Origin of the sequence: Geobacillus sp. FSL K6-3411 (assembly GCF_037965715.1) — a bacterium.
GTDB classification, from domain to species: domain Bacteria; phylum Bacillota; class Bacilli; order Bacillales; family Anoxybacillaceae; genus Geobacillus; species Geobacillus thermodenitrificans.
The window spans coordinates 2,775,197-2,798,179 of sequence record NZ_CP150187.1 but is presented as its reverse complement, the minus strand read 5'-3'; the positions used below and the strand labels follow the sequence as shown (position 1 = coordinate 2,798,179).

Genomic DNA, 22,983 nt, shown 5'->3' with positions numbered 1-22,983 from the left:
CAACGGTTTTCCATACTGATATATTACATGTTTCTTTACGAAGAAGCAAAAAGACAAGTTTCATAGGAAAGGACGGACGCTTATGAATGAACCAGTATTATTTTTGCTTTTGCTTTTGGCGATCGGGGTGATCGCAAAAAATCAGTCGCTCATCATCGCCATTGCGGTGCTGTTGGCCATCAAACTGTTCGGGTTGGAAGCGCGGCTGTTGCCGGCCATTCAGGCGAAAGGAATCAACTGGGGGGTTACGGTCATTACGGTTGCAGTGTTGGCGCCGATTGCCACCGGAGAGATCGGGTTTAAGCAGCTCATCGGCTCGCTGCAGTCGGCGTCGGCCTGGATTGCCCTCTTATCTGGCATTTTTGTGGCGTTAATTGCCAAAGGAGGGGTGACGCTTTTGGCCAGTGACCCGCACATCACCGCTTCACTTGTGTTGGGTACGGTCATTGCCGTATCGCTGTTTCACGGGGTGGCAGTCGGACCATTAATTGGCGCAGGAATTGCCTATGTGGTTATAAAAATGGTAGAATATTTTTGAAGCTGGGCGAGGATCATTATTCCTGTGTAATAATCTTTTGACAAATGGATGCATTACCGTTCACAAAAATCTGATAATTGTTTATAATAATAGGCGTAAGCTAGTTTTCGGCCCAAGCGACATATAGCGTTGTCACAACAAGGCGGCAGCCGATGTGTCAATGTAAGCACTTTCTTGTGTATGTCTGTTTTTGCATCCATTTCGAGCAAGCGCTCACCAGCCGTCTAGTGGCAAGGCAGGAATTATGAAGAAAAGGGGAGATTCGTATGACAGTAACCCGCGGTTTAGAAGGGGTTGTGGCGACAACCTCAAGCATCAGCTCGATCATCGATGATACATTGACGTATGTCGGCTATAACATTGATGATTTAGCCGAAAACGCTTCCTTCGAAGAGGTCATTTATTTGCTTTGGCATCGGGTGCTGCCAACAAAAGAGCAGCTGGCGGAACTGAAGCAGCAGCTTGCGGAGAATGCGGAGATTCCGAACGAAATCATTGAGCATTTTAAATTATACCCGATCGATAAAGTGCATCCGATGGCCGCGTTGCGCACGGCGATTTCGCTCCTCGGCCTGTATGATGAAGAGGCGGATGTTATGACGAAAGAGGCAAACTACCGGAAAGCAATCCGCCTGCAGGCGAAAATCCCGACGATCGTCACCGCATTTGCCCGCGTGCGCAAAGGATTGGAACCGGTTGCGCCGCGCAAAGATTTAAGCTTTGCTGCGAATTTCTTGTATATGCTCACCGGTGAGGAGCCGAATGAAATTGCGGAGGAAGCGTTCAACAAGGCACTCGTGCTGCATGCTGACCATGAGCTGAACGCATCGACGTTCACGGCGCGTGTCTGCGTGGCGACGCTGTCGGACATTTATTCTGGCATTACTGCAGCGATCGGCGCCTTGAAAGGGCCGCTTCACGGCGGGGCGAACGAAGCGGTCATGAAAATGTTGACGGAAATCGGCACGATCGACAACGTTGAGCCGTACATCCGCGGAAAACTGGCCAATAAAGAGAAAATTATGGGGTTTGGCCACCGCGTCTACCGGAAAGGCGACCCGCGCGCCAAGCATTTGAAAAAAATGTCGGAAAAACTGACGAAGCTTGTTGGTGAACCGCACTGGTATGAAATGTCGACGAAGATTGAAGAAATCGTCACATCGGAAAAAGCGTTGCCGCCGAACGTTGACTTTTATTCCGCCTCGGTTTACCATTGTTTAGGAATCGACCATGATTTATTTACGCCGATTTTTGCCGTCAGCCGGACATCGGGATGGTTAGCCCACATTTTAGAGCAATATGACAACAACCGTCTCATCCGTCCGCGTGCGGAGTACACCGGCCCGAGCAAGCAAGTGTACGTGCCGATTGAACAGCGCGGTTAAACAAGTGGACAAGGCGCTGAAGGCCAACCTTCACGCCTTTTCAATAAAAAATGGCATTGGGGGTTTTACTCGTGACGCAAGGGGAAAAAATTACTGTCACCAATGGTGTTCTCAACGTTCCAAACAACCCGATCATCCCGTTCATTGAAGGGGACGGAACGGGTCCGGACATTTGGGCAGCCGCTTCGCGCGTGCTCGAAGCAGCCGTTGAAAAAGCGTACAAAGGCGAGAAGAAAATCGTCTGGAAGGAAGTGCTTGCTGGTGAAAAAGCGTACAAGCTGACGGGCAACTGGCTTCCAGATGAAACGCTTGAGACGATCCGCGAATACATAATCGCTATTAAAGGGCCGTTGACGACGCCGGTTGGCGGTGGCATCCGTTCGTTGAACGTTGCGCTCCGCCAAGAGCTGGACTTGTTCGTCTGCCTGCGTCCGGTTCGTTACTTCCAAGGTGTTCCGTCGCCGGTAAAACGTCCGGAAGATACCGACATGGTCATTTTCCGCGAAAATACGGAAGACATTTACGCCGGTATTGAGTATGCAAAAGGGACCCCAGAAGTGAAAAAAGTGATTGACTTTTTGCAAAACGAAATGGGCGTGCGCAAAATCCGCTTCCCGGAAACGTCCGGTATCGGCATCAAACCGATTTCTGAAGAAGGAACGAAACGGCTCGTGCGCGCGGCAATCAACTATGCGATCGAACACGGCCGCAAGTCGGTTACGCTCGTCCATAAAGGGAACATTATGAAGTTCACTGAAGGGGCGTTTAAAAACTGGGGTTATGAGCTGGCTGAACAAGAGTTCGGCGACAAAGTGTTCACGTGGGCACAATATGACCGGATCGTTGAAGCAGAAGGAAAAGAAGCGGCGAACAAAGCGCTTGCTGACGCGGAAGCGACCGGTAAAATCATCATTAAAGACGCCATCGCCGACATCTTCCTGCAGCAAATTTTGACGCGTCCGCGCGAATTTGATGTCATCGCGACGATGAACTTAAATGGCGATTACATTTCCGATGCACTCGCAGCCCAAGTCGGCGGTATCGGCATCGCACCAGGAGCGAACATCAACTATGAAACCGGTCACGCCATTTTCGAAGCGACGCACGGCACGGCGCCGAAATATGCTGGTTTGGACAAAGTCAATCCGTCGTCGGTTATTTTGTCCGGCGTCATGATGTTTGAGCATCTCGGCTGGAACGAAGCAGCTCAATTGATCATTCAAGCAATGGAAAAAACGATCGCGTCCAAAGTGGTCACGTACGATTTCGCCCGTCTGATGGAAGGGGCAACCGAAGTGAAATGTTCGGAATTTGCTGATGCGCTCATCCGCAATATGGACTAACCTTTAACGAAGGGGATGGCAAACGATGGCGATGAAACGGAAAAAAATTTCGGTCATTGGCGCCGGATTTACGGGAGCGACGACGGCGTTCCTTTTGGCGCAAAAAGAGCTTGGCGACATCGTGCTTGTCGACATTCCGCAGCTTGAGAACCCGACGAAAGGGAAAGCGCTCGATATGCTCGAGTCAAGCCCGGTACTCGGCTTTGACGCGAACATCGTCGGTACGTCGGATTACGCCGACACGGCTGATTCTGACATCGTCGTCATTACGGCGGGCATCGCCCGCAAGCCGGGAATGAGCCGCGACGACTTAGTGACGACAAACCAAAAAATCATGAAACAAGTGACGAAAGAAGTCGTCAAATACTCGCCAAACTGCTACATCATCGTCTTGACGAACCCAGTCGATGCGATGACGTATACGGTCTTTAAGGAATCCGGATTCCCGAAAAACCGCGTCATCGGTCAATCGGGCGTCCTCGATACGGCACGCTTCCGTACGTTCGTCGCCCAGGAGCTGAACATTTCGGTGAAAGACGTCACCGGGTTTGTGTTGGGCGGCCATGGCGATGACATGGTGCCGCTCGTCCGCTACTCGTACGCCGGCGGCATTCCGCTTGAAAAACTTATTCCAAAAGACCGTCTTGACGCCATCGTTGAGCGGACGCGCAAAGGCGGCGGCGAAATCGTCAACCTGCTTGGCAATGGCAGCGCCTACTATGCGCCGGCTGCCTCGCTTGCCGAAATGGTCGAGGCGATTGTCAAAGATCAACGCCGCATTTTGCCGGCGATCGCCTACCTTGAAGGCGAATACGGCTATGAAGGCATTTATTTGGGGGTGCCAACGATCCTAGGTGGCAACGGCATCGAGAAAGTGATTGAGCTCGAGCTGACCGAGGATGAAAAAGCGGCACTCGCCAAATCGGTTGAGTCGGTCAAAAACGTCATGCGCGTATTAGAATAACCGCAAGGCAAAAATTCGGGCGTTGTCCCGAATTTTTGCACCTTCATTTTGAAAGCGTTTTCCAAATCAAGGGGGTGGGAACGTGTTAAAAAAACGGAAGTTGGGGAGAACAATCAGGGAAATCCAACCTGGAGAAAAGCTTGTCTTCCAGGCGGCCATTGAAGATAAAGATTTGCTTCTTTATCTCGGGCTGACCGATGATGCGAATCCGCTTTACATTCAGCATGACTACGCCTCACAAACACCGCTCGGGAAGCCGATCGTTCCGACCGTCATGTTGACGGGGATGATTACGTCAGCAGTCTCCAAATATTTGCCGGGTCCGGGAAGCTACATTACGCGGCAGGATCTTCGTTTTCTCCGTCCGGTGTATCATTATGAAACGCTCGAATTTTTGCTTGAAGTGGCAGAGGTGGATGAGGCGGGGCATTGTGTCACATTGAACGTGACAGCGACGCGCGGTGCGGAGACGGTGCTTGATGGCACGTTGTCCGTCTGTCCGCCGCACGCACTTCCGCGCTTCGATGGCCGTGTGCTAGAAAATTTTTGATAAAAAAGGCGTCGCTAGGACTGTTTTTCTAGGCCGTATCATTCTTGGTAGCAAACGATATTTATCTTCTGTCAAAGAGGCAAACCAAATGCCAGGGGCTGTTCTTCACGGGTGAACCGACCGTTGGAAGAACAGCCTCTTTCATTTTTTGCCGAGTAAAAGCGTGAGTTATGGTATGATAAAAATGAGAAACATTGGACGAGATGGAGGCGTGGCATGGGCAAAAAAATTTTAGTTGTCGATGACGAGCAGCCGATTGTGACTCTTTTGTCTTACAATTTGGAGAAAGCCGGTTTTCAAGTCGTAGCCGCCTATGACGGCGAAGAGGCGCTGGAGAAAGTGGCGTTTGAGCAGCCGGCGCTGATCATTTTGGACTTGATGCTGCCAAAGCTTGACGGTGTCGAAGTATGCAAACGGCTTCGCCAGCAGCAAATCATGACGCCGATTTTAATGTTGACGGCACGGGACGATGAATTTGACAAGGTGCTCGGCCTTGAGCTTGGCGCAGATGATTACATGACGAAACCGTTCAGCCCTCGCGAAGTCGTTGCGCGTGTGAAGGCGATTTTGCGCCGCACGGATCTTGCTCAACCGGCCGCTGAACCGAGCGAACGACTTGTCATCGGCGAGCTGGAGATTTTCCCAGAGCGTTACGAAGCGACAGTCGGCGACAAGCCGCTTGAGCTGACGCCGAAAGAATTTGAGTTGCTCCTTCACTTAGCGCGGCATAAAGGGCGGGTGTTGACGCGCGATCAACTCCTCAGCGCGGTATGGAACTACGATTTTGCCGGCGATACACGCATTGTCGATGTCCATATCAGCCATTTGCGCGAGAAAATTGAGGAAGATACGAAAAAGCCAGTATACATTAAAACGGTGCGCGGTCTCGGCTATAAATTGGAGGAACCGAGGCGGGTATGAATAGCTTCCGCAACCGGTTGCTGTTTTGGCTCGTAACACTTATTGTCACCGTCTTGATCGCCCTTGGCCTTTTGCTCGGTCAATTGCTGAAAGACTTTTATGCTGAGACGATGAACAAACGGATGGAAAAGGAGGCAAAAGCGCTCGCCATTTTGCTTGAAAACGAACCACTTGAGCGAATTCGCCTCGATTTGAAGGAAATGGGGGATGAGCTGTCGTCGCGCATCACTGTGCTTGATCGACACCAGCGGTTGCAGTTTGACAGCGGGCGCATCGCGGCGATCAGCGACGAAGACCACGAGCGCATTATCCGCACCATTTTGCGTAAAAAGCAGTTCCCTCGCTTTTCGGTGATCGAAAAAGCGAACGATGTGTACTACTATATTGCCCCGTACGGGCACGGCAGCGAGCGAGGCGGGTATGTCATTTTAAGCACGCCGACGAGTTCGCTGAAAAAAGTGAGTCAGCAAATTTGGGGAGTGCTCGTGAGCAGCCTCGGCATGGCGCTCATCGTTATTGTCGCTTTGGGCTGGAAAATCGCCAACCAATATATGAGGCCGATTGAGGCGGCCACAAAAGTGGCGTTTGAGCTCGAAAAAGGCAATTATGCTGCCAGGGTTCCCGATGGCGAGTATAAAGAAGCCGGCATGCTTGTCCGTTCGATCAACCGGCTTGCCCGCAACTTGCAGGAAATGAGCCGGGCGCGGGAAATCCAAACCGACCGGCTCCATACGCTTATCGAAAATGTCGGCAGCGGCTTGTTGTTTATCGACCATCGCGGGCATATCCATTTGATCAACCGCGCGTTCCAAACGTATTTTCATCTTGATTCGTCCGATTGCTTGTACCGTCCATATGCCGATGTGTTGCCGCACCGTGACATCATCAAATTGATCGACGATATTTTTATCACCGAAACGGCGATGCGCCGGCACATGCGGTTGACGATTGGCATTGAGCGGAAGCATTTTGATGTATACGGCGCTCCGATTATCGGAACGAATGCCGAGTGGAAAGGGATCGTCGTAGTGTTCCATGACATTACGGAATTGAAGCGTCTGGAGCAAATTCGCAAAGACTTTGTCGCCAACGTTTCACACGAGCTGAAAACGCCGGTCACCTCCATTAAAGGGTTTGCCGAGACGCTGCTTGACGGAGCGATGAAAGACGAAGAGGCGTTAGAGCATTTTTTGACGATCATTTTAAAGGAAAGCGAGCGGCTGCAAACACTCGTTGAAGAATTGCTTGATTTGTCAAAAATTGAGCAGCACGGATTTCAATTGCAGCTCGAAGACGTGGACGTGGCCGAAGTGATTGCCGAGGCGGCAGCCGTGTTTCGTCAAAAGGCGGAGGAAAAGCAAATTGACTTGCGCGTTGAGGCGTTGCCCGGGCTTGTCATCCGCGGCGATCGAAATCGGTTGAAGCAGATTTTGATTAACTTGCTTGCCAACGCTCTCGCTTATACGCCAGAACATGGACAAGTCGCCGTCGAAGCGGAAGAAAAAGAGAAGGAAGTGCTCATTCATGTGAAAGATACCGGTATTGGTATCGAGGAGAAGGAAATTCCTCGTATTTTTGAGCGCTTTTATCGCATTGACAAAGCGCGCAGTCGTGATTCCGGCGGAACAGGCCTAGGCCTTTCGATCGTCAAACATTTGGTGGAGGCTCATCACGGCTATATTACAGTAGCAAGCGAAGTGGGGCGCGGCACAGTGTTTACGATCCATTTTCCAAAGCCGGAGCGGTAGCCGGCTTCTTTTTTATGAGAAGCGGTTTGCATGGTACAATAGAACAAGGAGCGTTCGAGGAGGGATGAGATTGAAGAAAAAACTCGTCTTAATTGATGGCAACAGCGTGGCATACCGCGCCTTTTTTGCCTTGCCACTTTTGCATAACGACAAAGGCATTCATACGAATGCGGTTTACGGGTTTACGATGATGTTGAACAAAATTTTGGCGGAAGAACAACCGACCCATTTACTTGTAGCGTTTGACGCCGGAAAAACGACGTTCCGGCATGAAACGTTTCAAGAGTATAAAGGCGGACGGCAACAAACTCCCCCGGAACTGTCCGAGCAGTTTCCGCTGTTGCGCGAGTTATTAAAAGCGTACCGCATTCCCGCTTATGAACTTGATCATTACGAAGCGGACGATATTATCGGGACGCTCGCTGCCCGCGCTGAGCAAGAAGGGTTTGAAGTGAAAATCATTTCCGGCGACCGCGATTTAACCCAGCTCGCCTCCCGTCATGTGACGGTCGATATTACGAAAAAAGGGATTACCGACATTGAGCCGTATACGCCAGAGACCGTTCACGAAAAATACGGCCTGACTCCGGAGCAAATAGTGGATTTAAAAGGATTGATGGGCGATAAATCCGACAACATCCCGGGCGTGCCCGGCATCGGGGAAAAAACGGCGGTCAAGCTGCTGAAGCAATTTGGTACGGTGGAAAATGTGCTCGCATCGATCGATGAGGTGAAAGGGGAAAAACTGAAAGAAAACTTGCGCCAACACCGGGATTTAGCTCTCTTGAGCAAACAGCTGGCGTCCATTTGCCGCGACGCCCCGGTTGAGCTGTCGTTAGATGACATCGTCTACGAAGGACAAGACCGCGAAAAAGTCATCGCGTTATTTAAAGAACTCGGGTTTCAGTCGTTCTTGGAAAAAATGGCCGCGCCGGCAGCCGAAGGGGAGAAACCGCTTGAGGAGATGGAGTTTGCCATCGTTGACGTCATTACCGAAGAGATGCTTGCCGACAAGGCAGCGCTTGTCGTTGAGGTGATGGAAGAAAACTACCACGATGCCCCGATTGTCGGAATCGCACTAGTGAACGAGCATGGGCGATTTTTTATGCGCCCGGAGACCGCGCTGGCTGATTCGCAATTTTTAGCATGGCTTGCCGATGAAACGAAGAAAAAAAGCATGTTTGACGCCAAGCGGGCAGTCGTTGCCTTAAAGTGGAAAGGAATTGAGCTTCGCGGCGTCGCCTTTGATTTATTGCTCGCTGCCTATTTGCTCAATCCGGCTCAAGATGCCGGCGATATCGCTGCGGTGGCGAAAATGAAACAATATGAAGCGGTGCGGTCGGATGAAGCGGTCTATGGCAAAGGCGCCAAGCGGTCGCTGCCGGACGAACAGACGCTTGCTGAGCATCTCGTTCGCAAAGCGGCAGCCATTTGGGCGCTTGAGCAGCCGTTTATGGACGATTTGCGGAACAACGAACAAGATCAATTATTAACGAAGCTTGAGCAGCCGCTGGCGGCGATTTTGGCTGAAATGGAATTCACTGGGGTGAACGTGGATACAAAGCGGCTTGAACAGATGGGTTCGGAGCTCGCCGAACAACTGCGTGCCATCGAGCAGCGCATTTACGAGCTAGCCGGCCAAGAGTTCAACATTAACTCACCAAAACAGCTCGGAGTCATTTTATTTGAAAAGCTGCAGCTACCGGTGCTGAAGAAGACGAAAACAGGCTATTCGACTTCGGCTGATGTGCTTGAGAAGCTTGCGCCGCATCATGAAATCGTCGAAAACATTTTGCATTACCGCCAGCTTGGCAAACTGCAATCAACGTATATTGAAGGATTGTTGAAAGTTGTGCGCCCTGATACCGGCAAAGTGCATACGATGTTCAACCAAGCGCTGACGCAAACTGGGCGGCTCAGCTCGGCCGAGCCGAACTTGCAAAACATTCCGATTCGGCTCGAAGAGGGGCGGAAAATCCGCCAAGCGTTCGTCCCGTCAGAGCCGGACTGGCTCATTTTCGCCGCCGATTACTCACAAATTGAATTGCGCGTCCTCGCCCATATCGCCGATGACGACAATCTAATTGAAGCGTTCCAACGCGATTTGGATATTCACACAAAAACGGCGATGGACATTTTCCATGTGAGCGAAGAGGAAGTCACGGCCAACATGCGCCGCCAGGCAAAGGCCGTTAACTTCGGTATCGTTTACGGAATTAGCGATTACGGATTGGCGCAAAACTTGAACATTACGCGCAAAGAAGCTGCCGAATTTATCGAACGTTACTTCGCCAGCTTTCCGGGCGTAAAGCAGTATATGGAAAACATTGTGCAAGAAGCGAAACAGAAAGGATATGTGACAACGCTGTTGCATCGGCGCCGCTATTTGCCTGATATTACAAGCCGCAATTTCAACGTCCGCAGTTTTGCAGAGCGGACGGCCATGAACACGCCAATTCAAGGAAGCGCCGCTGACATTATTAAAAAAGCGATGATTGATTTAGCGGCACGGCTGAAAGAAGAGCAGCTTCAGGCTCGTCTTTTGCTGCAAGTGCATGACGAGCTCATTTTGGAAGCGCCAAAAGAGGAAATTGAGCGATTATGTGAGCTTGTTCCGGAAGTGATGGAGCAGGCCGTTACGCTCCGCGTGCCGCTGAAAGTCGACTACCATTACGGCCCAACATGGTATGATGCCAAATAAGGGGTACGGGGGCGGAAACGGGCCGGCCAATCATAGAAAAAGAACTTCTCCCAGCCGGGCTGATGCGAATGGGAAAAAGCTTTTGCCCGGTTGCGGGGCAAGTCGACATCAACAAAGAGAAGTCGTCTTGGCTTGAGTCGGGACGCCGGTGAACGACAGGGAAGAAAAAGGCTCTCTGCCCGGCCAGCCTGCATTTTGTGATTGTACAGGCAAACGAGCAAAGAAAGGAGGGAACGTGATGCCAGAATTGCCGGAAGTGGAAACGATCCGCCGCACGTTGCTGCCGCTTATTGTTGGCAAAACGGTCGGGGATGTGCAAATTTTTTGGCCGAACATCATTCGTCATCCACAAGATCCGGAGGCATTTGCCGCAAGGCTTGTTGGACAGACGGTGCGCGGCATCGATCGGCGAGGGAAATTTTTGAAGTTTTTGTTTGACCAAGATATGCTTGTTTCCCATTTGCGCATGGAAGGGCGTTACACCGTTGCTGATGCACACGAACCGCTTGACCCGCACACGCACGTCGTGTTCCGCTTCACTGACGATAGTGAACTCCGTTATCGCGATGTGCGCAAGTTCGGAACGATGCATGTGTATGCCAAGGAGGAGGGAGACCGCCAGCCGCCGCTTGATCAATTGGGGCCGGAGCCGCTTTCCCCGGCGTTTTCTCCAGCCGTATTGGCGGAGCGGGCCGCGAAAACGAAACGGACTGTGAAAGCGTTGCTGCTTGACCAAACCGTCGTCGCTGGATTTGGCAACATTTACGTCGATGAATCACTGTTTCGCGCTGGCATTCTTCCCGAGCGGCAGGCCGCTTCACTGACAGACGAAGAAATCAAGCGGCTGCATGAACAGATGGTCGCCACCATCGGTGAGGCCATCATGAAGGGGGGAAGCACGGTGCGAACGTACGTCAACACGCAAGGGGAAACGGGTACGTTCCAACATAGCTTGTTCGTATATGGCCGCAAAGGGGAGCCGTGCAAACGGTGCGGAACCCCGATTGAAAAAACGGTCGTCGCCGGCCGCGGCACGCACTATTGCCCGCACTGTCAGCGGTAGGCGACAAACGAAAAAGGAGAGAAATCAAATGGCAGTAACCATCGGGTTGACTGGGGGAATCGCGAGCGGGAAAAGTACGGTCAGTGCCATGATGCGCGAACTCGGCCTTCCGGTCATTGACGCGGATGAGGCGGCGCGAGCTGTCGTTGAACCAGGAGAAGAGGCGTATCGACAAATCGTCGCTACCTTCGGTCCGGACATTTTGCAGATGAACGGCGAGATCGACCGGGCAAAACTCGGAGCGATCGTCTTTAACAACGAACAAGAGCGGAAAAAGCTGAACGCCATCGTCCATCCGGCTGTGCGCCGGAAAATGCTTGCGGAAAAAGAGGAGCTCATTCGTTCCGGAGCAAAAACGGTCGTCTTGGATATTCCTCTCTTATTTGAAAGCGGACTGACCGATTGGGTTGATAAAGTGCTCGTCGTTTACGTTGATGATGACGTTCAGCTTCGTCGCCTCATGGCGCGAAACGGCTTCACCGAGGAGGAAGCGATCGCCCGCATCCGCGCTCAGTGGCCGCTCGAAGAAAAAGTAAAACGTGCTGATGCAGTTATCGACAATAACGGAACGGTGGAACAGACGCGTCGACAGTTATTGTCGATTTTACAACAATGGGACGCCTTGGAAAAATAGGCGTCTTTTTTGTTTGTTTTTTGTCATTTTGCTCTCCACATTCTTGAAAAATATGATATACTATTTATACAGATTGCGATAAATAGTATAACATATATGAGAGGAGAACAAGGTGAATGAAGGCGAAAGTGGCGATTAACGGATTCGGACGAATTGGACGGATGGTTTTCCGGAGAGCCATCAATTCTCCTGATCTCGATATTGTGGCGGTCAATGCCAGCTATCCGCCCGAAACGTTAGCCCATTTAGTGAAATACGACTCGAACCACGGCAAATTTGACGGGGACGTCACCGCCTTAGAAGACGGCCTGCTTGTCAACGGAAAAAAAGTGAAGCTATTGAACTCGCGCGATCCGCAGCAACTGCCGTGGAAAGAGCTTGATATCGATATCGTCATTGAAGCAACTGGAAAATTTAATTCTCGTGAGAAAGCGAGCCTCCACTTAGACGCTGGGGCGAAGCGTGTCATTTTAACCGCTCCGGGCAAAAATGAGGATGTCACAATCGTCGTTGGCGTCAACGAACAGATGCTTGATATCGAACGTCATTTCATCATTTCGAACGCTTCGTGCACGACGAACTGTCTCGCTCCTGTCGTGAAAGTGCTTGATGAGGCGTTCGGAATTGAAAACGGGCTGATGACGACCGTTCACGCCTATACGAACGACCAAAAAAATATTGACAATCCGCATAAAGATTTGCGCCGCGCCCGCTCATGCGCACAATCGATCATTCCGACGACGACTGGGGCGGCGAAAGCGCTTGGCTTAGTGTTACCGCATTTGAAAGGAAAACTTCACGGCATGGCGCTGCGCGTCCCGACGCCAAACGTCTCGCTTGTCGATTTGGTCGTCGATGTCAAACGGGATGTAACGATTGATGAAGTGAACGAGGCGTTGCTTCGCGCGGCTAACGGACCGCTGAAAGGAATTTTAGAATTCACGATGGAACCGCTTGTGTCGATCGACTTCAACACGAATCCGCATTCAGCGATCATTGATGGTTTGTCGACGATGGTGATCGATGGACGGAAAGTGAAAGTGCTCGCTTGGTATGACAACGAATGGGGCTATTCGTGCCGCGTCGTCGACTTAGCGCATCTTGTCGCTGCTAAGATGAACGAACATCTTCACGTCAATGCGTAACCACTTCGCCGGCCATCCGCCGGCGTTATTTTATCACCTTGAGTCAAGGTATCCCCGCTTCTCAGTGTGATGGTACGTAGGAGGGCGTTCGCTGACTGGTTGCTTGAACATTCGCCGCAAGGCTTATCCAATCCGTTTCCAAAAAGCGCCCAAGCCGATGTTGAGCGGCTTGGGCGTTTCTTGTTTTTCTCATGTAAAAAAATTAAAAAAGGCTGTTGCAAAAAACCCCTAAACAAAGTATACTATGTCTCGTGAACTTCTTAACGGCAAAGGTAATGTGACTACTTAAAGGGTTAGGACCTCTTAGGACTAACTTTCCCCCGTGGTAGTTATACATGCCATTTTGCAAACGACAATCTGTTTTTTATTTGAGAAAATTGGTTAAAAGGGGGATTCTTTGCATGGATACGATGGGTCGTCACGTTATCTCGGAACTCTGGGGATGCGACTTTGACAAACTGAATGATATCGATTTTATTGAAAAAACATTTGTTGACGCCGCACTAAAATCGGGGGCGGAAATTCGTGAAGTCGCGTTCCATAAATTCGCTCCACAAGGCGTAAGCGGAGTTGTCATTATTTCGGAATCTCATTTAACAATTCACACGTTCCCTGAACATGGCTATGCGAGTATTGATGTGTATACATGCGGCCATTTAGACCCGACGATTGCCGCTGACTACATCGCAGAACAGCTCGGCGCACAAACGCGAGAAACGATTGAACTTCCGCGCGGCATGCGTCCAATCGAAGTGAAAAAGGCGCACGCGCTGTAATTCCATAACGACGGAACCGAAAGGAGCGTAAGCGGAACGCTCCTTTTTTTATTCTTCGACGGTACAACAGCGGTGAAAATCATGGTATGATGGAAGAAAAAGAACGACTAGGGAGACGTGGCTATGAGCGTGTGGAAGAAGTTGAAGTATGCGTTGACGAACCATTGTGAAACGCGGGAAACCCATGAAGATTCCGAGCTGCGCAGCCATTATTACAAGGCGACCAACCGTGCTGTCATCGAAGCAGTCAAAGAGCTGCTTTCGTCGTTACCTAACGCCGAGCTGCTTTCCGTTTCCGAGGAGCGAGGCGAGCTTTGTGCTCAGACACGGCGGGGCAAAAAGTTGTTTATTGTTGCTACCGTCGTTTCGGTTCGTCCGTTTGAAACAGCGGTCGACTTTTCAGTGACGACGGAGACGAAGGTGTTGCCGTTTGATTTTGGCTCCAGCCGGGCAGTGATCCTCGAATTGTACCGGAAGCTTGATGCCCGTCTGCCGTATATCGGCTCCGGGTTAAACGGCTAACTATGGCTTGTCTGCTTTTCTCCATTCCGGTATGATAGAAAATAAGAAGACAAACGGAGTGAATGTTATGCGGTGTCCGTCATGCCATCATCAAGGCACGCGCGTGCTTGATTCGCGTCCAGCCGAGGAAGGCCGTTCGATCCGTCGTCGGCGGGAGTGTGAACGGTGCCATTATCGGTTTACGACGTTTGAGCGGATCGAGGAGCCGCCGCTCATTGTCGTGAAAAAAGAAGGGACGCGCGAAGAATTCAGCCGGGAAAAAATTTTGCGTGGCTTGATTAAAGCGTGTGAAAAACGGCCGGTGGCGTTGGAAGAACTGGAAAAAGTGACGCAAGAAATCGAACGAGAGTTGCGTAATCAAGGCGTATCGGAAGTGAAAAGCGAAACGATCGGTGAAATGGTCATGGAACGGCTGTCGCGCATCGATGAAGTGGCTTATGTCCGTTTTGCTTCCGTCTATCGCCAGTTTAAAGATATTAATGTATTTATTGAAGAACTAAAAGAGTTGATTAAAAAAGGACAGCGGTAAAAGGGCTTTCGCGTTAGGCAGCAAGCCCTTTTTTCAACGTTTTTTCGGGCAGGAAAGGAGAGAGGCGGGTTGAAACGAATACGACGAAATGGAAGGTTGGGACGATGGAACATCATTGGAAAGAACTGATTGCCGTCGACCGGTACATGGTACAAAGCCGTGGAGTATTGCATGATGTGGATCGAAAAGTGTTGACGATGCTCTATCAGCCGCTCATTGGCTATCGCGCGCTCGCGCTTTATATGACGCTTTGGGGGGAACTTGAGCTGCTCGGCGGCCGGGAAGCGACTCACCATCGGCTGATGGCGCTTATGCAATGCGGGCTGCCGGACATTTATAGTGAACGGCTCAAACTTGAAGGAATCGGACTGTTGAATACATACGTCCGTGTTTGGGAAACGGAAGAGCCGAAACAGTTTCTTTATGAATTGCGTCCGCCGCTGGCGCCCGATCAGTTTTTCCGCGACGAAATGCTCGGTGTCTTTTTGTATCGGCAAGTCGGTCGCCATTTGTTTGCCCAACTGAACGAGTTTTTTGCCCGCCCCTCGATTGACGAGACGAAGTTTACCCGAGTGACACGTTCGTTTTCTGACGTCTTTTCAGCCGTCCAAGCTGAACAAATCGTCGCCGGTTTTAGCGAAGAAGCCGGACATGAACTCGAGCCGCCGGACGGAAAGGTGCATATTGGGCGGGACGGGGCATCGTATACGCTCGATGACGACGTGTTTGATTTTGAACTGTTTTTTGCTGGACTGTCGAAACAATTGGTGCCGCGTCGAGCAGTGACGGCAAAAGTGAAAGAAGCAATTAAAAAGTTGGCATTTTTATACGGCATTCCGCCGCTTGAAATGCAAAAAATCGTTCTTGGTGTCATCGATCCCGCTTACCATATCGATATTGATGCGTTGCGTCAAGCGGCGCGTGAATGGTATGAGCTTGAGCATGGCGGTGCCGCACCACGGCTTGTCGAGCGGGTGCAGCCGCTCGCCCATCGGACGATGGAGAATGTTGAACCACGCACGAAGGAAGAGCAGCTGATGAAGCAGCTCGAAACGATTTCTCCACGTCAGCTGTTGAAAGAAATTTCAGGTGGTGCTGAACCGTCGCTAGGGGATTTGCAGTTGATTGAAGACGTTATGTTTCAGCAGCAGCTTCTTCCTGGTGTTGTCAACGTGTTGATTTATTACGTTATGCTGCGGACGAATATGAAACTATCAAAAAAATATGTCGAAAAAATCGCCAGTCATTGGGCGCGCAAAAAAGTGCGGACGGTCAAAGAGGCCATGGAGTTAGCCAAAGAGGAAGCAAAGACATACCAACAGTGGGCGAATGAAAAAGAAAAAGGGGTACGGCCAGTGCGAAAAGTCGTGCGCACAGAAATTGTTCCTGACTGGCTGAAGATGGATTACAGTCAACCGGACGATGACGATTTTGATGTGGAACAGGCGCGCAAAGAGCTTGAAGAACGGCTGAAAAAATATCGTGATGGATCGTAGGTGTAAAAGCAATGGAACGAGTAAACCACTTGTTGCAGCGGTTGCTTGGCAACCAAGGGTTTAAGCAGCGTTATGAACAAATGAGGACCTATATTTTGACACATCCGGACGTGCAGCCGTTTTTGCGGGCACACGAGCGGCAGTTGTCAAACGACATGGTTGACCGCAGTTTGATGAAGCTGTATGAATTTATTGAGCAAAGCCAGCACTGCCGCCAATGCCCAGGGCTCGAGCAATGCCCGAACATGCTGCCGGGATACCGTCCGAATTTGGTGGTCACCGGTGGACGGATTGACACCGAGTATGACCGCTGCCCGAAAAAGGTGCAGGATGACGAGCGAAGACAGCAAGAATCGCTGATTCAAAGCATGTTCGTACCGCGTGAAATTTTGCACGCCTCGCTGTCTGATATTGATCTTAGCGATAATGGGCGGATTAAAGCGATCAAGTTCGCCGAGAAGTTTGTGACAGAATACCAGCCAGGAAAAAAAATGAAAGGGTTATATTTGCACGGATCGTTTGGTGTCGGCAAAACGTATTTGCTTGGCGCGATCGCCAACGAGCTTGCCAAACGAAACATCCCATCGCTCATTGTCTATGTACCGGAGCTGTTTCGTGAACTGAAACATTCGCTCCAAGATCAGACGATGAACGAAAAGCTGGATTACGTGAAAAAAGTGCCGATTTTGATGCTTGATGATCTTGGTGCTGAGTCGATGTCAAGCTGGGTGCGCGATGACGTGCTCGGTCCGATTTTGCAATACCGGATGTTTGAAAACTTGCCGACCTTTTTTACATCCAACTTTGATATGCAGCAGCTTGCCCATCATTTAACGTATTCGCAGCGCGGCGAGGAAGAGAAAGTGAAGGCGGCGCGCATTATGGAACGGATTCGCTATTTGGCATACCCGATTGAGCTGACCGGGCCAAACCGTCGCGAGCAAAACGGTTAATAGGCGTACTAGGATCCCGCAGCAACGTTCTCTTACGATCGGCTTCCAAAAGTAGGACGCCGATTTTTTTTTGTCTTGCCGCCCTTCAGGTGAAACGCCGTTAAGCTTGGCTCTTTTTTTAGTCTAAACAGCTGGTTGTCCCCATATATATAAACCAAGCATTGATCTCGAATTAAGGGGGGACAGCGGGTGATCGAAATCCATTTTGACGAGGCAAGCGAGGCGGAGAAACTGTTTTGGCTGCTGAACAAACGGAAACAGGATGCCTGTCCGCTGTTTCACGCCGCTTACGATGGACGCAAAACCGTGGCGGTTTACATACATGGCGAGGAGAAGCACGTGCTTGAGGAGCATATCATACCAGCCATGACGGCGTTTGTGAGGAGGGTTGTGGAAGACAGGTTGCTCTTATCGATCATCTCCGACGTCTTTTATTTCCGTGATGTGGAGGAGCAACAGCAAATTTTAGCGCTCGCCCATTCGTTTTTAGAAGGTGAGCGGCGCGACTACCGGAAAGGCGGGGAGTTTGCCGCTTCGCGTGCAGTGCTTCTGCGCAGCGCATTCGCTTCCTTTTTGCGTGACGGATTATCGTTTTCGTTTTCTTCATTCGTTACATTCCGCTTAAAGTCGTATATGGAGCGCCTCCAGCATTACGTCGAGCTGGCGATTGATGAATACAAACTAGAACAGGAATACCAAAACTTTGTGCAAATGCTGCGTGACTGCCTTGCCACCCGGACGCCGCAATGGCCGCGCCTCTACTTAGTACATGACCCGCCACACTTTTTGTTTTATGACAGCAGCCGACGGGAATTGTCGATGGCTGAAGTAAAACAAATGATTGATCGCCATCTCGTCTTCAGCCAGCCGATGTATATCGATTCTTCCGTTCTGGCGCCGCTTATTTCGCTTGCTCCGGCTGAAATCGAGCTGTACACGGATCATCCGGATGATGGCATGGTGCAGACGATGCAAAACGTGTTCCAAGAGCGGCTTCGCCTTCGGCGTCGCGCTGATTTTGCCCATCTGTTTACCGCTAACGCTGGAAATCGAGAAGAATCTTGATTTTTCCTGTTGTTTTCGCTATAATGACGTCATAAAAGTGAACGAAAACAAGCGATGATGAGGACATGGGCGCATTTTTACGGTTTCCAGAGAGGGAAGGCGTTGGCTGGAACCTTCCTAACACGAAAAATGTGCTTACCCCCTCAGAGCTGCGGTAGCGAACGCGACGTCTAGTAGTTGCCGCCGGTCGACGGCCGTTATATGTGTTGAGCCATGGCTTTGTTTTTGCCATGGGAAGAAGGGTGGAACCACGACAAAAACTCGTCCCTTTATGAGGGAGGAGTTTTTTTATTTTGACATTAAGGTAAAGGAGTGAACTTCATGCCAGACGTTATTCGCATTACGTTCCCGGACGGGGCGAAAAAGGAGTTTCCGAGCGGAACGTCAACTGAGGACATCGCTGCCTCGATCAGTCCGGGATTGAAGAAAAAAGCGATTGCCGGGAAACTGAACGGCCGGTTTGTTGATTTACGCACGCCGCTTCAAGAAGACGGCGAGCTTGTCATTATTACCCAGGACATGCCTGAGGCACTTGATATTTTGCGTCATAGCACCGCCCATTTAATGGCGCAAGCGATCAAGCGGCTGTATGACAACGTCAAGCTTGGCGTCGGCCCGGTCATTGAAAACGGCTTCTACTATGATATTGATATGGAACATAAGCTGACGCCGGATGATTTGCCGAAAATTGAGGCGGAAATGCGCAAAATCGTAAAGGAAAATCTTGACGTTGTTCGCAAAGAAGTGAGCCGCGACGAGGCGATTCGCCTGTATGAAAAAATTGGTGATCACTTGAAACTGGAGCTCATCAACGATATTCCGGAAGGCGAGACGATTTCCATTTACGAGCAAGGCGAGTTTTTCGATCTTTGTCGGGGTGTGCACGTGCCGTCGACCGGGAAAATCAAAGAGTTCAAGCTGCTCAGCATCTCGGGGGCCTACTGGCGCGGTGACAGCAACAACAAAATGCTGCAGCGTATTTACGGTACGGCGTTTTTCAAAAAAGAAGATCTGGACCATTATTTGCAGTTGCTCGAAGAGGCGAAAGAGCGCGATCATCGCAAATTGGGCAAAGAGCTTGAGCTATTTACGACATCACAAAAAGTCGGACAAGGACTGCCGCTTTGGTTGCCGAAAGGGGCGACGATCCGTCGCTTGATTGAACGGTACATTGTCGATAAAGAAATCGCCCTTGGTTATGATCATGTATATACGCCGGTGCTCGGTAGTGTGGAGCTGTATAAAACCTCAGGACACTGGGACCATTATAAAGAAAACATGTTCCCACCGATGGAAATGGATAACGAAGAGCTCGTGCTGCGGCCGATGAACTGCCCGCACCATATGATGATTTATAAAAGCAAGCTTCATAGCTACCGTGAGCTGCCGATCCGCATCGCCGAGCTCGGCACGATGCATCGCTACGAAATGTCCGGGGCGCTTACTGGACTGCAGCGTGTCCGCGGCATGACGCTCAACGACGCCCATATTTTCGTGCGCCCGGATCAAATTAAAGACGAGTTTAAGCGCGTCGTTAATTTGATTTTGGAAGTATACAAAGACTTTGGGCTGGACGAATATTCGTTCCGCCTGTCGTACCGCGACCCACAAGATAAAGAAAAATATTACGACGACGACGAGATGTGGGAAAAGGCGCAACGCATGCTGCGCGAGGCGATGGATGAACTTGGCCTCGATTACTACGAAGCGGAAGGGGAAGCAGCGTTTTACGGACCGAAGCTCGATGTGCAAGTGCGCACGGCACTCGGCAAAGATGAGACGCTGTCGACTGTACAGCTTGACTTCCTCTTGCCGGAGCGGTTTGACTTAACATATATCGGCGAAGATGGAAAACCGCACCGCCCGGTCGTCATCCACCGCGGCGTTGTTTCCACGATGGAACGGTTTGTCGCCTTCTTGATCGAAGAATACAAAGGGGCATTTCCAACGTGGCTCGCCCCGGTGCAAGTGGAAGTCATCCCGGTATCGTCGGAAGCCCATCTCGATTATGCGTATGAAGTGAAACAAGCGCTGCAAGTAAACGGCTTCCGCGTCGAAGTCGACGAACGGGATGAAAAAATCGGCTATAAAATCCGCGAAGCGCAAATGCAAAAAATTCCTTATATGCTCGTTGTCGGCGACAAAGAAGCGGCCGAGCGAGCGGTCAACGTCCGCCGCTACGGTGAAAAAGAAAGCGAGACTGTGGCGCTTGACAAGTTTATCGCGATGCTAGAAGAAGATGTGCGGCAAAAACGAGTGAAAAAACGATGAGCCAACAGCGGCCCGTAGGCGGCATGCCCGCCTGCCGGGCTGCTTTTTTCAGGTGAACAGCTGCGCTGCCTCAGAAACGGGAACACGAAGGGCAACAAAACTTTTTGTCACAAATCAAAAGTTTTCTCTTGTCAACGAAACAATGATCCGCTATAATAAAGGACGTTGTGTTTATCAAGAATGGATCCTTGACATGCCATCACCAAGGTGGTATAGTGTATAAAGTGAAATGATTGCTTGTTTGTAACGAAAGCAGAAGCACCCGCTTCTCACCTGACCGACGCTTAAGTGGCTGTTGGCAGGTTGTTACGGTTCGTCAATGGTTTATTCGAACATCGTGCGCGGGTGCCTTGTGCATCCGCGCTTTTTTGTTAGGAGCGGGATTCTGCCGACAAACAAGACAGTCGGAAAAAACCTTGGAGGTGGCTCATTATTAGCAAAGATTTTATTATCAACGAACAAATTCGTGCCCGCGAAGTGCGCTTAATCGATCAAAACGGCGATCAGCTCGGCATTAAGTCGAAGCAGGAAGCGCTCGAGATCGCGGCAAGACGCAACTTGGACCTTGTGCTTGTCGCCCCGAACGCCAAACCGCCTGTTTGCCGTATCATGGACTACGGCAAATTCCGCTTTGAGCAGCAAAAGAAAGAAAAAGAAGCGCGCAAAAAGCAAAAGGTGATCAACATTAAAGAGGTGCGCCTCAGCCCGACGATTGAGGAACACGACTTTAATACGAAACTACGCAATGCGCGCAAGTTTTTAGAAAAAGGCGATAAAGTGAAGGCGACGATCCGCTTTAAAGGGCGGGCGATCACCCATAAAGAAATCGGGCAGCGCGTCCTTGACCGCTTCTCGGAAGCATGCGCTGATATCGCGGTCGTCGAAACGGCGCCGAAATTGGAAGGGCGCAACATGTTTTTAGTGCTGGCACCGAAAAATGACAACAAGTAAGGAGGAACTACGATGCCAAAAATGAAAACTCACCGCGGCTCGGCCAAACGGTTCAAAAAAACGGCGAGCGGCAAATTAAAACGCGGTCATGCGTATACGAGCCACTTGTTTGCTAACAAAACGAAAAAGCAAAAACGTCATCTTCGCAAAGCGGCGCTCGTTTCGCCTGGCGATTTCAAACGCATTCGTCAAATGCTTGACAACTTGAAATAATGACCGATCAGTAGGAGGGAAAAATTATGCCACGCGTAAAAGGTGGACCAGTGACGCGCAGACGTCGCAAAAAAGTATTAAAGCTTGCGAAAGGGTATTTCGGCGCGAAACACGCGTTATATAGAGTTGCTAACCAACAAGTTATGAAATCTCTCATGTACGCGTATCGCGACCGTCGTCAACGGAAGCGCGATTTCCGTAAATTATGGATCGCGCGTATCAACGCGGCAGCTCGCCAAAACGGCTTGTCCTACAGCCGCCTCATGCACGGCTTGAAACTGGCCGGTGTAGAAGTAAACCGGAAAATGCTTGCTGACTTGGCGGTAAACGACCAAGCAGCGTTCGCTCAACTCGCTGACTTGGCAAAAGCGAACTTGAATAAGTAATACGAATGGCCATCCTGAACGGGGATGGCCGTTTTTATTTACATAGGAAATGGAGTGAGGGAGGGGCCTTATGATACAATATGCAATAGCCGTCAATCTTCTCGCTTTTTTTGCCATGGGGCTTGATAAATATAAGGCGAGACGCCATCGTTTTCGCATCGCTGAGCGGACGCTTTGGCTGCTGGCGTGGTTGGGTGGAGCTTTCGGAGCTATGGCGGGCATGTATACGTTTCGCCATAAAACGCGCCATCGCGTGTTTCGATACGGCTTGCCGCTGTTGGCAGCGGCGGAGTTCGTTGTTTATTGGCTGTGGATGAGGTAGAAAGGGGAGAAGAGAATGAACTGGCCTTTGCTTTACGACATGCAACGCGAGTTAGACACACGCATTGAAACGCAGCACGGCCTAGAGGCTGAAGATTTGTTTGCGCGCAAGCATCTTGCTTTTCTTGTTGAACTTGGTGAGCTGGCGAACGAGACACGCTGTTTTAAGTTTTGGAGCGTTAAGCCGTCTTCACCGGCAGAGAAAGTGCTTGAAGAGTACGTCGATGGGTTGCACTTCCTTTTGTCGCTCGGACTCGAATGCGGGTTGTTCTATGAAAGTGAAACGTCTCCTTCGGCACAACGGCCGCTAGTTGAACAGTTTCTCGCCGTGTTTCGCGCCGCTGACCGGTTCGGGATGACGAAAGCGAGTGCGGATTATCACGAGCTGTTTACCGAATATTTGTGCCTTGGCGCGGCGCTCGGTTTTTCGCCAGATGAAATCACCGCCGCGTACCGTCGAAAAAATGAAGTGAACCATCAACGGCAAAACGAACGGTATTAAGCTTTT

At 50.6% G+C, this 22,983-nt stretch carries 23 protein-coding genes and 2 other annotated features; all 23 genes read left to right on the top strand.

The window, feature by feature from the left end; translation table 11 throughout:
• Positions 1–82: 82 nt before the first annotated feature.
• The 23 genes from NSQ22_RS14240 (at position 83) to NSQ22_RS14130 (ending at position 22,977) form a co-directional block, all read left to right on the top strand.
• A complete protein-coding gene (locus NSQ22_RS14240) occupies positions 83–538 on the top strand; it encodes a DUF441 domain-containing protein (protein ID WP_008880858.1) in 456 nt (151 codons plus the stop codon).
• Between the two features lie 266 nt (positions 539–804).
• Positions 805–1,923: a citrate synthase gene (gene citZ / locus NSQ22_RS14235; RefSeq protein WP_008880857.1), complete on the top strand. Its 1,119-nt coding sequence runs from the start codon at positions 805–807 to the stop codon at positions 1,921–1,923.
• 71 nt (positions 1,924–1,994) lie between these two features.
• Positions 1,995–3,266: an NADP-dependent isocitrate dehydrogenase gene (gene icd / locus NSQ22_RS14230; protein WP_008880856.1), complete on the top strand. Its 1,272-nt coding sequence runs from the start codon at positions 1,995–1,997 to the stop codon at positions 3,264–3,266.
• 25 nt (positions 3,267–3,291) lie between these two features.
• Positions 3,292–4,230: a malate dehydrogenase gene (gene mdh, locus NSQ22_RS14225; RefSeq protein ID WP_008880855.1), complete on the top strand. Its 939-nt coding sequence runs from the start codon at positions 3,292–3,294 to the stop codon at positions 4,228–4,230.
• 82 nt (positions 4,231–4,312) lie between these two features.
• Complete coding sequence (locus NSQ22_RS14220) at positions 4,313–4,780, top strand: MaoC/PaaZ C-terminal domain-containing protein (protein ID WP_011887956.1); 468 nt, start codon at positions 4,313–4,315, stop codon at positions 4,778–4,780.
• Positions 4,781–4,996: 216 nt separating this feature from the next.
• Positions 4,997–5,701, top strand: a complete 705-nt coding sequence (locus NSQ22_RS14215; RefSeq protein WP_081156904.1) for a response regulator transcription factor — start codon at positions 4,997–4,999, stop codon at positions 5,699–5,701.
• Positions 5,698–7,449: an ATP-binding protein gene (locus NSQ22_RS14210; RefSeq protein WP_011887955.1), complete on the top strand. Its 1,752-nt coding sequence runs from the start codon at positions 5,698–5,700 to the stop codon at positions 7,447–7,449. The genes NSQ22_RS14215 and NSQ22_RS14210 overlap by 4 nt, the downstream gene beginning before the upstream one ends.
• A 64-nt stretch (positions 7,450–7,513) precedes the next feature.
• Positions 7,514–10,150, top strand: a complete 2,637-nt coding sequence (gene polA / locus NSQ22_RS14205; RefSeq protein WP_081156906.1) for a DNA polymerase I — start codon at positions 7,514–7,516, stop codon at positions 10,148–10,150.
• 238 nt (positions 10,151–10,388) lie between these two features.
• Positions 10,389–11,213, top strand: a complete 825-nt coding sequence (mutM, locus tag NSQ22_RS14200) for a DNA-formamidopyrimidine glycosylase (protein ID WP_008880849.1) — start codon at positions 10,389–10,391, stop codon at positions 11,211–11,213.
• 28 nt (positions 11,214–11,241) lie between these two features.
• On the top strand, positions 11,242–11,847 hold the full coding sequence (gene coaE / locus NSQ22_RS14195; RefSeq protein WP_008880848.1) for a dephospho-CoA kinase: 606 nt from the start codon (positions 11,242–11,244) through the stop codon (positions 11,845–11,847).
• Positions 11,848–11,963: 116 nt separating this feature from the next.
• Positions 11,964–12,992 carry a glyceraldehyde-3-phosphate dehydrogenase gene (locus NSQ22_RS14190; protein WP_008880847.1) on the top strand — a complete coding sequence of 343 codons (1,029 nt, stop codon included), beginning with the start codon at positions 11,964–11,966 and terminating at the stop codon, positions 12,990–12,992.
• 401 nt (positions 12,993–13,393) lie between these two features.
• Complete coding sequence (speD, locus tag NSQ22_RS14185) at positions 13,394–13,768, top strand: adenosylmethionine decarboxylase (RefSeq protein ID WP_008880846.1); 375 nt, start codon at positions 13,394–13,396, stop codon at positions 13,766–13,768.
• A gap of 123 nt (positions 13,769–13,891) precedes the next feature.
• The gene (locus tag NSQ22_RS14180; protein WP_008880845.1) at positions 13,892–14,290 is read left to right on the top strand and encodes a hypothetical protein; all 399 of its coding nucleotides are present in this window, start codon (positions 13,892–13,894) and stop codon (positions 14,288–14,290) included.
• A 67-nt stretch (positions 14,291–14,357) separates the two neighbouring features.
• A complete protein-coding gene (gene nrdR / locus NSQ22_RS14175) occupies positions 14,358–14,819 on the top strand; it encodes a transcriptional regulator NrdR (protein ID WP_008880844.1) in 462 nt (153 codons plus the stop codon).
• A 104-nt stretch (positions 14,820–14,923) separates the two neighbouring features.
• Positions 14,924–16,315 carry a replication initiation and membrane attachment family protein gene (locus NSQ22_RS14170; RefSeq protein WP_008880843.1) on the top strand — a complete coding sequence of 464 codons (1,392 nt, stop codon included), beginning with the start codon at positions 14,924–14,926 and terminating at the stop codon, positions 16,313–16,315.
• 11 nt (positions 16,316–16,326) lie between these two features.
• Entirely contained in the window at positions 16,327–17,268 is a 942-nt protein-coding gene (gene dnaI, locus NSQ22_RS14165) for a primosomal protein DnaI (RefSeq protein WP_008880842.1), read from the top strand.
• 189 nt (positions 17,269–17,457) lie between these two features.
• A complete protein-coding gene (gene ytxC, locus NSQ22_RS14160) occupies positions 17,458–18,333 on the top strand; it encodes a putative sporulation protein YtxC (RefSeq protein ID WP_060476097.1) in 876 nt (291 codons plus the stop codon).
• A gap of 45 nt (positions 18,334–18,378) precedes the next feature.
• Positions 18,379–18,605 (top strand) — a binding site (T-box leader).
• 49 nt (positions 18,606–18,654) lie between these two features.
• Entirely contained in the window at positions 18,655–20,604 is a 1,950-nt protein-coding gene (gene thrS, locus NSQ22_RS14155) for a threonine--tRNA ligase (protein WP_029760619.1), read from the top strand.
• A gap of 244 nt (positions 20,605–20,848) precedes the next feature.
• Positions 20,849–20,980, top strand: a sequence feature (ribosomal protein L20 leader region).
• Between the two features lie 53 nt (positions 20,981–21,033).
• Positions 21,034–21,555 carry a translation initiation factor IF-3 gene (gene infC / locus NSQ22_RS14150; RefSeq protein WP_078172646.1) on the top strand — a complete coding sequence of 174 codons (522 nt, stop codon included), beginning with the start codon at positions 21,034–21,036 and terminating at the stop codon, positions 21,553–21,555.
• 12 nt (positions 21,556–21,567) lie between these two features.
• A complete protein-coding gene (rpmI, locus tag NSQ22_RS14145) occupies positions 21,568–21,768 on the top strand; it encodes a 50S ribosomal protein L35 (protein WP_011887945.1) in 201 nt (66 codons plus the stop codon).
• Between the two features lie 26 nt (positions 21,769–21,794).
• Entirely contained in the window at positions 21,795–22,154 is a 360-nt protein-coding gene (gene rplT / locus NSQ22_RS14140; protein WP_011887944.1) for a 50S ribosomal protein L20, read from the top strand.
• A gap of 70 nt (positions 22,155–22,224) precedes the next feature.
• Positions 22,225–22,476 carry a DUF1294 domain-containing protein gene (locus NSQ22_RS14135; RefSeq protein ID WP_011887943.1) on the top strand — a complete coding sequence of 84 codons (252 nt, stop codon included), beginning with the start codon at positions 22,225–22,227 and terminating at the stop codon, positions 22,474–22,476.
• Positions 22,477–22,491: 15 nt separating this feature from the next.
• Entirely contained in the window at positions 22,492–22,977 is a 486-nt protein-coding gene (locus NSQ22_RS14130) for a dUTP diphosphatase (protein WP_011887942.1), read from the top strand.
• Positions 22,978–22,983 lie beyond the last annotated feature (6 nt).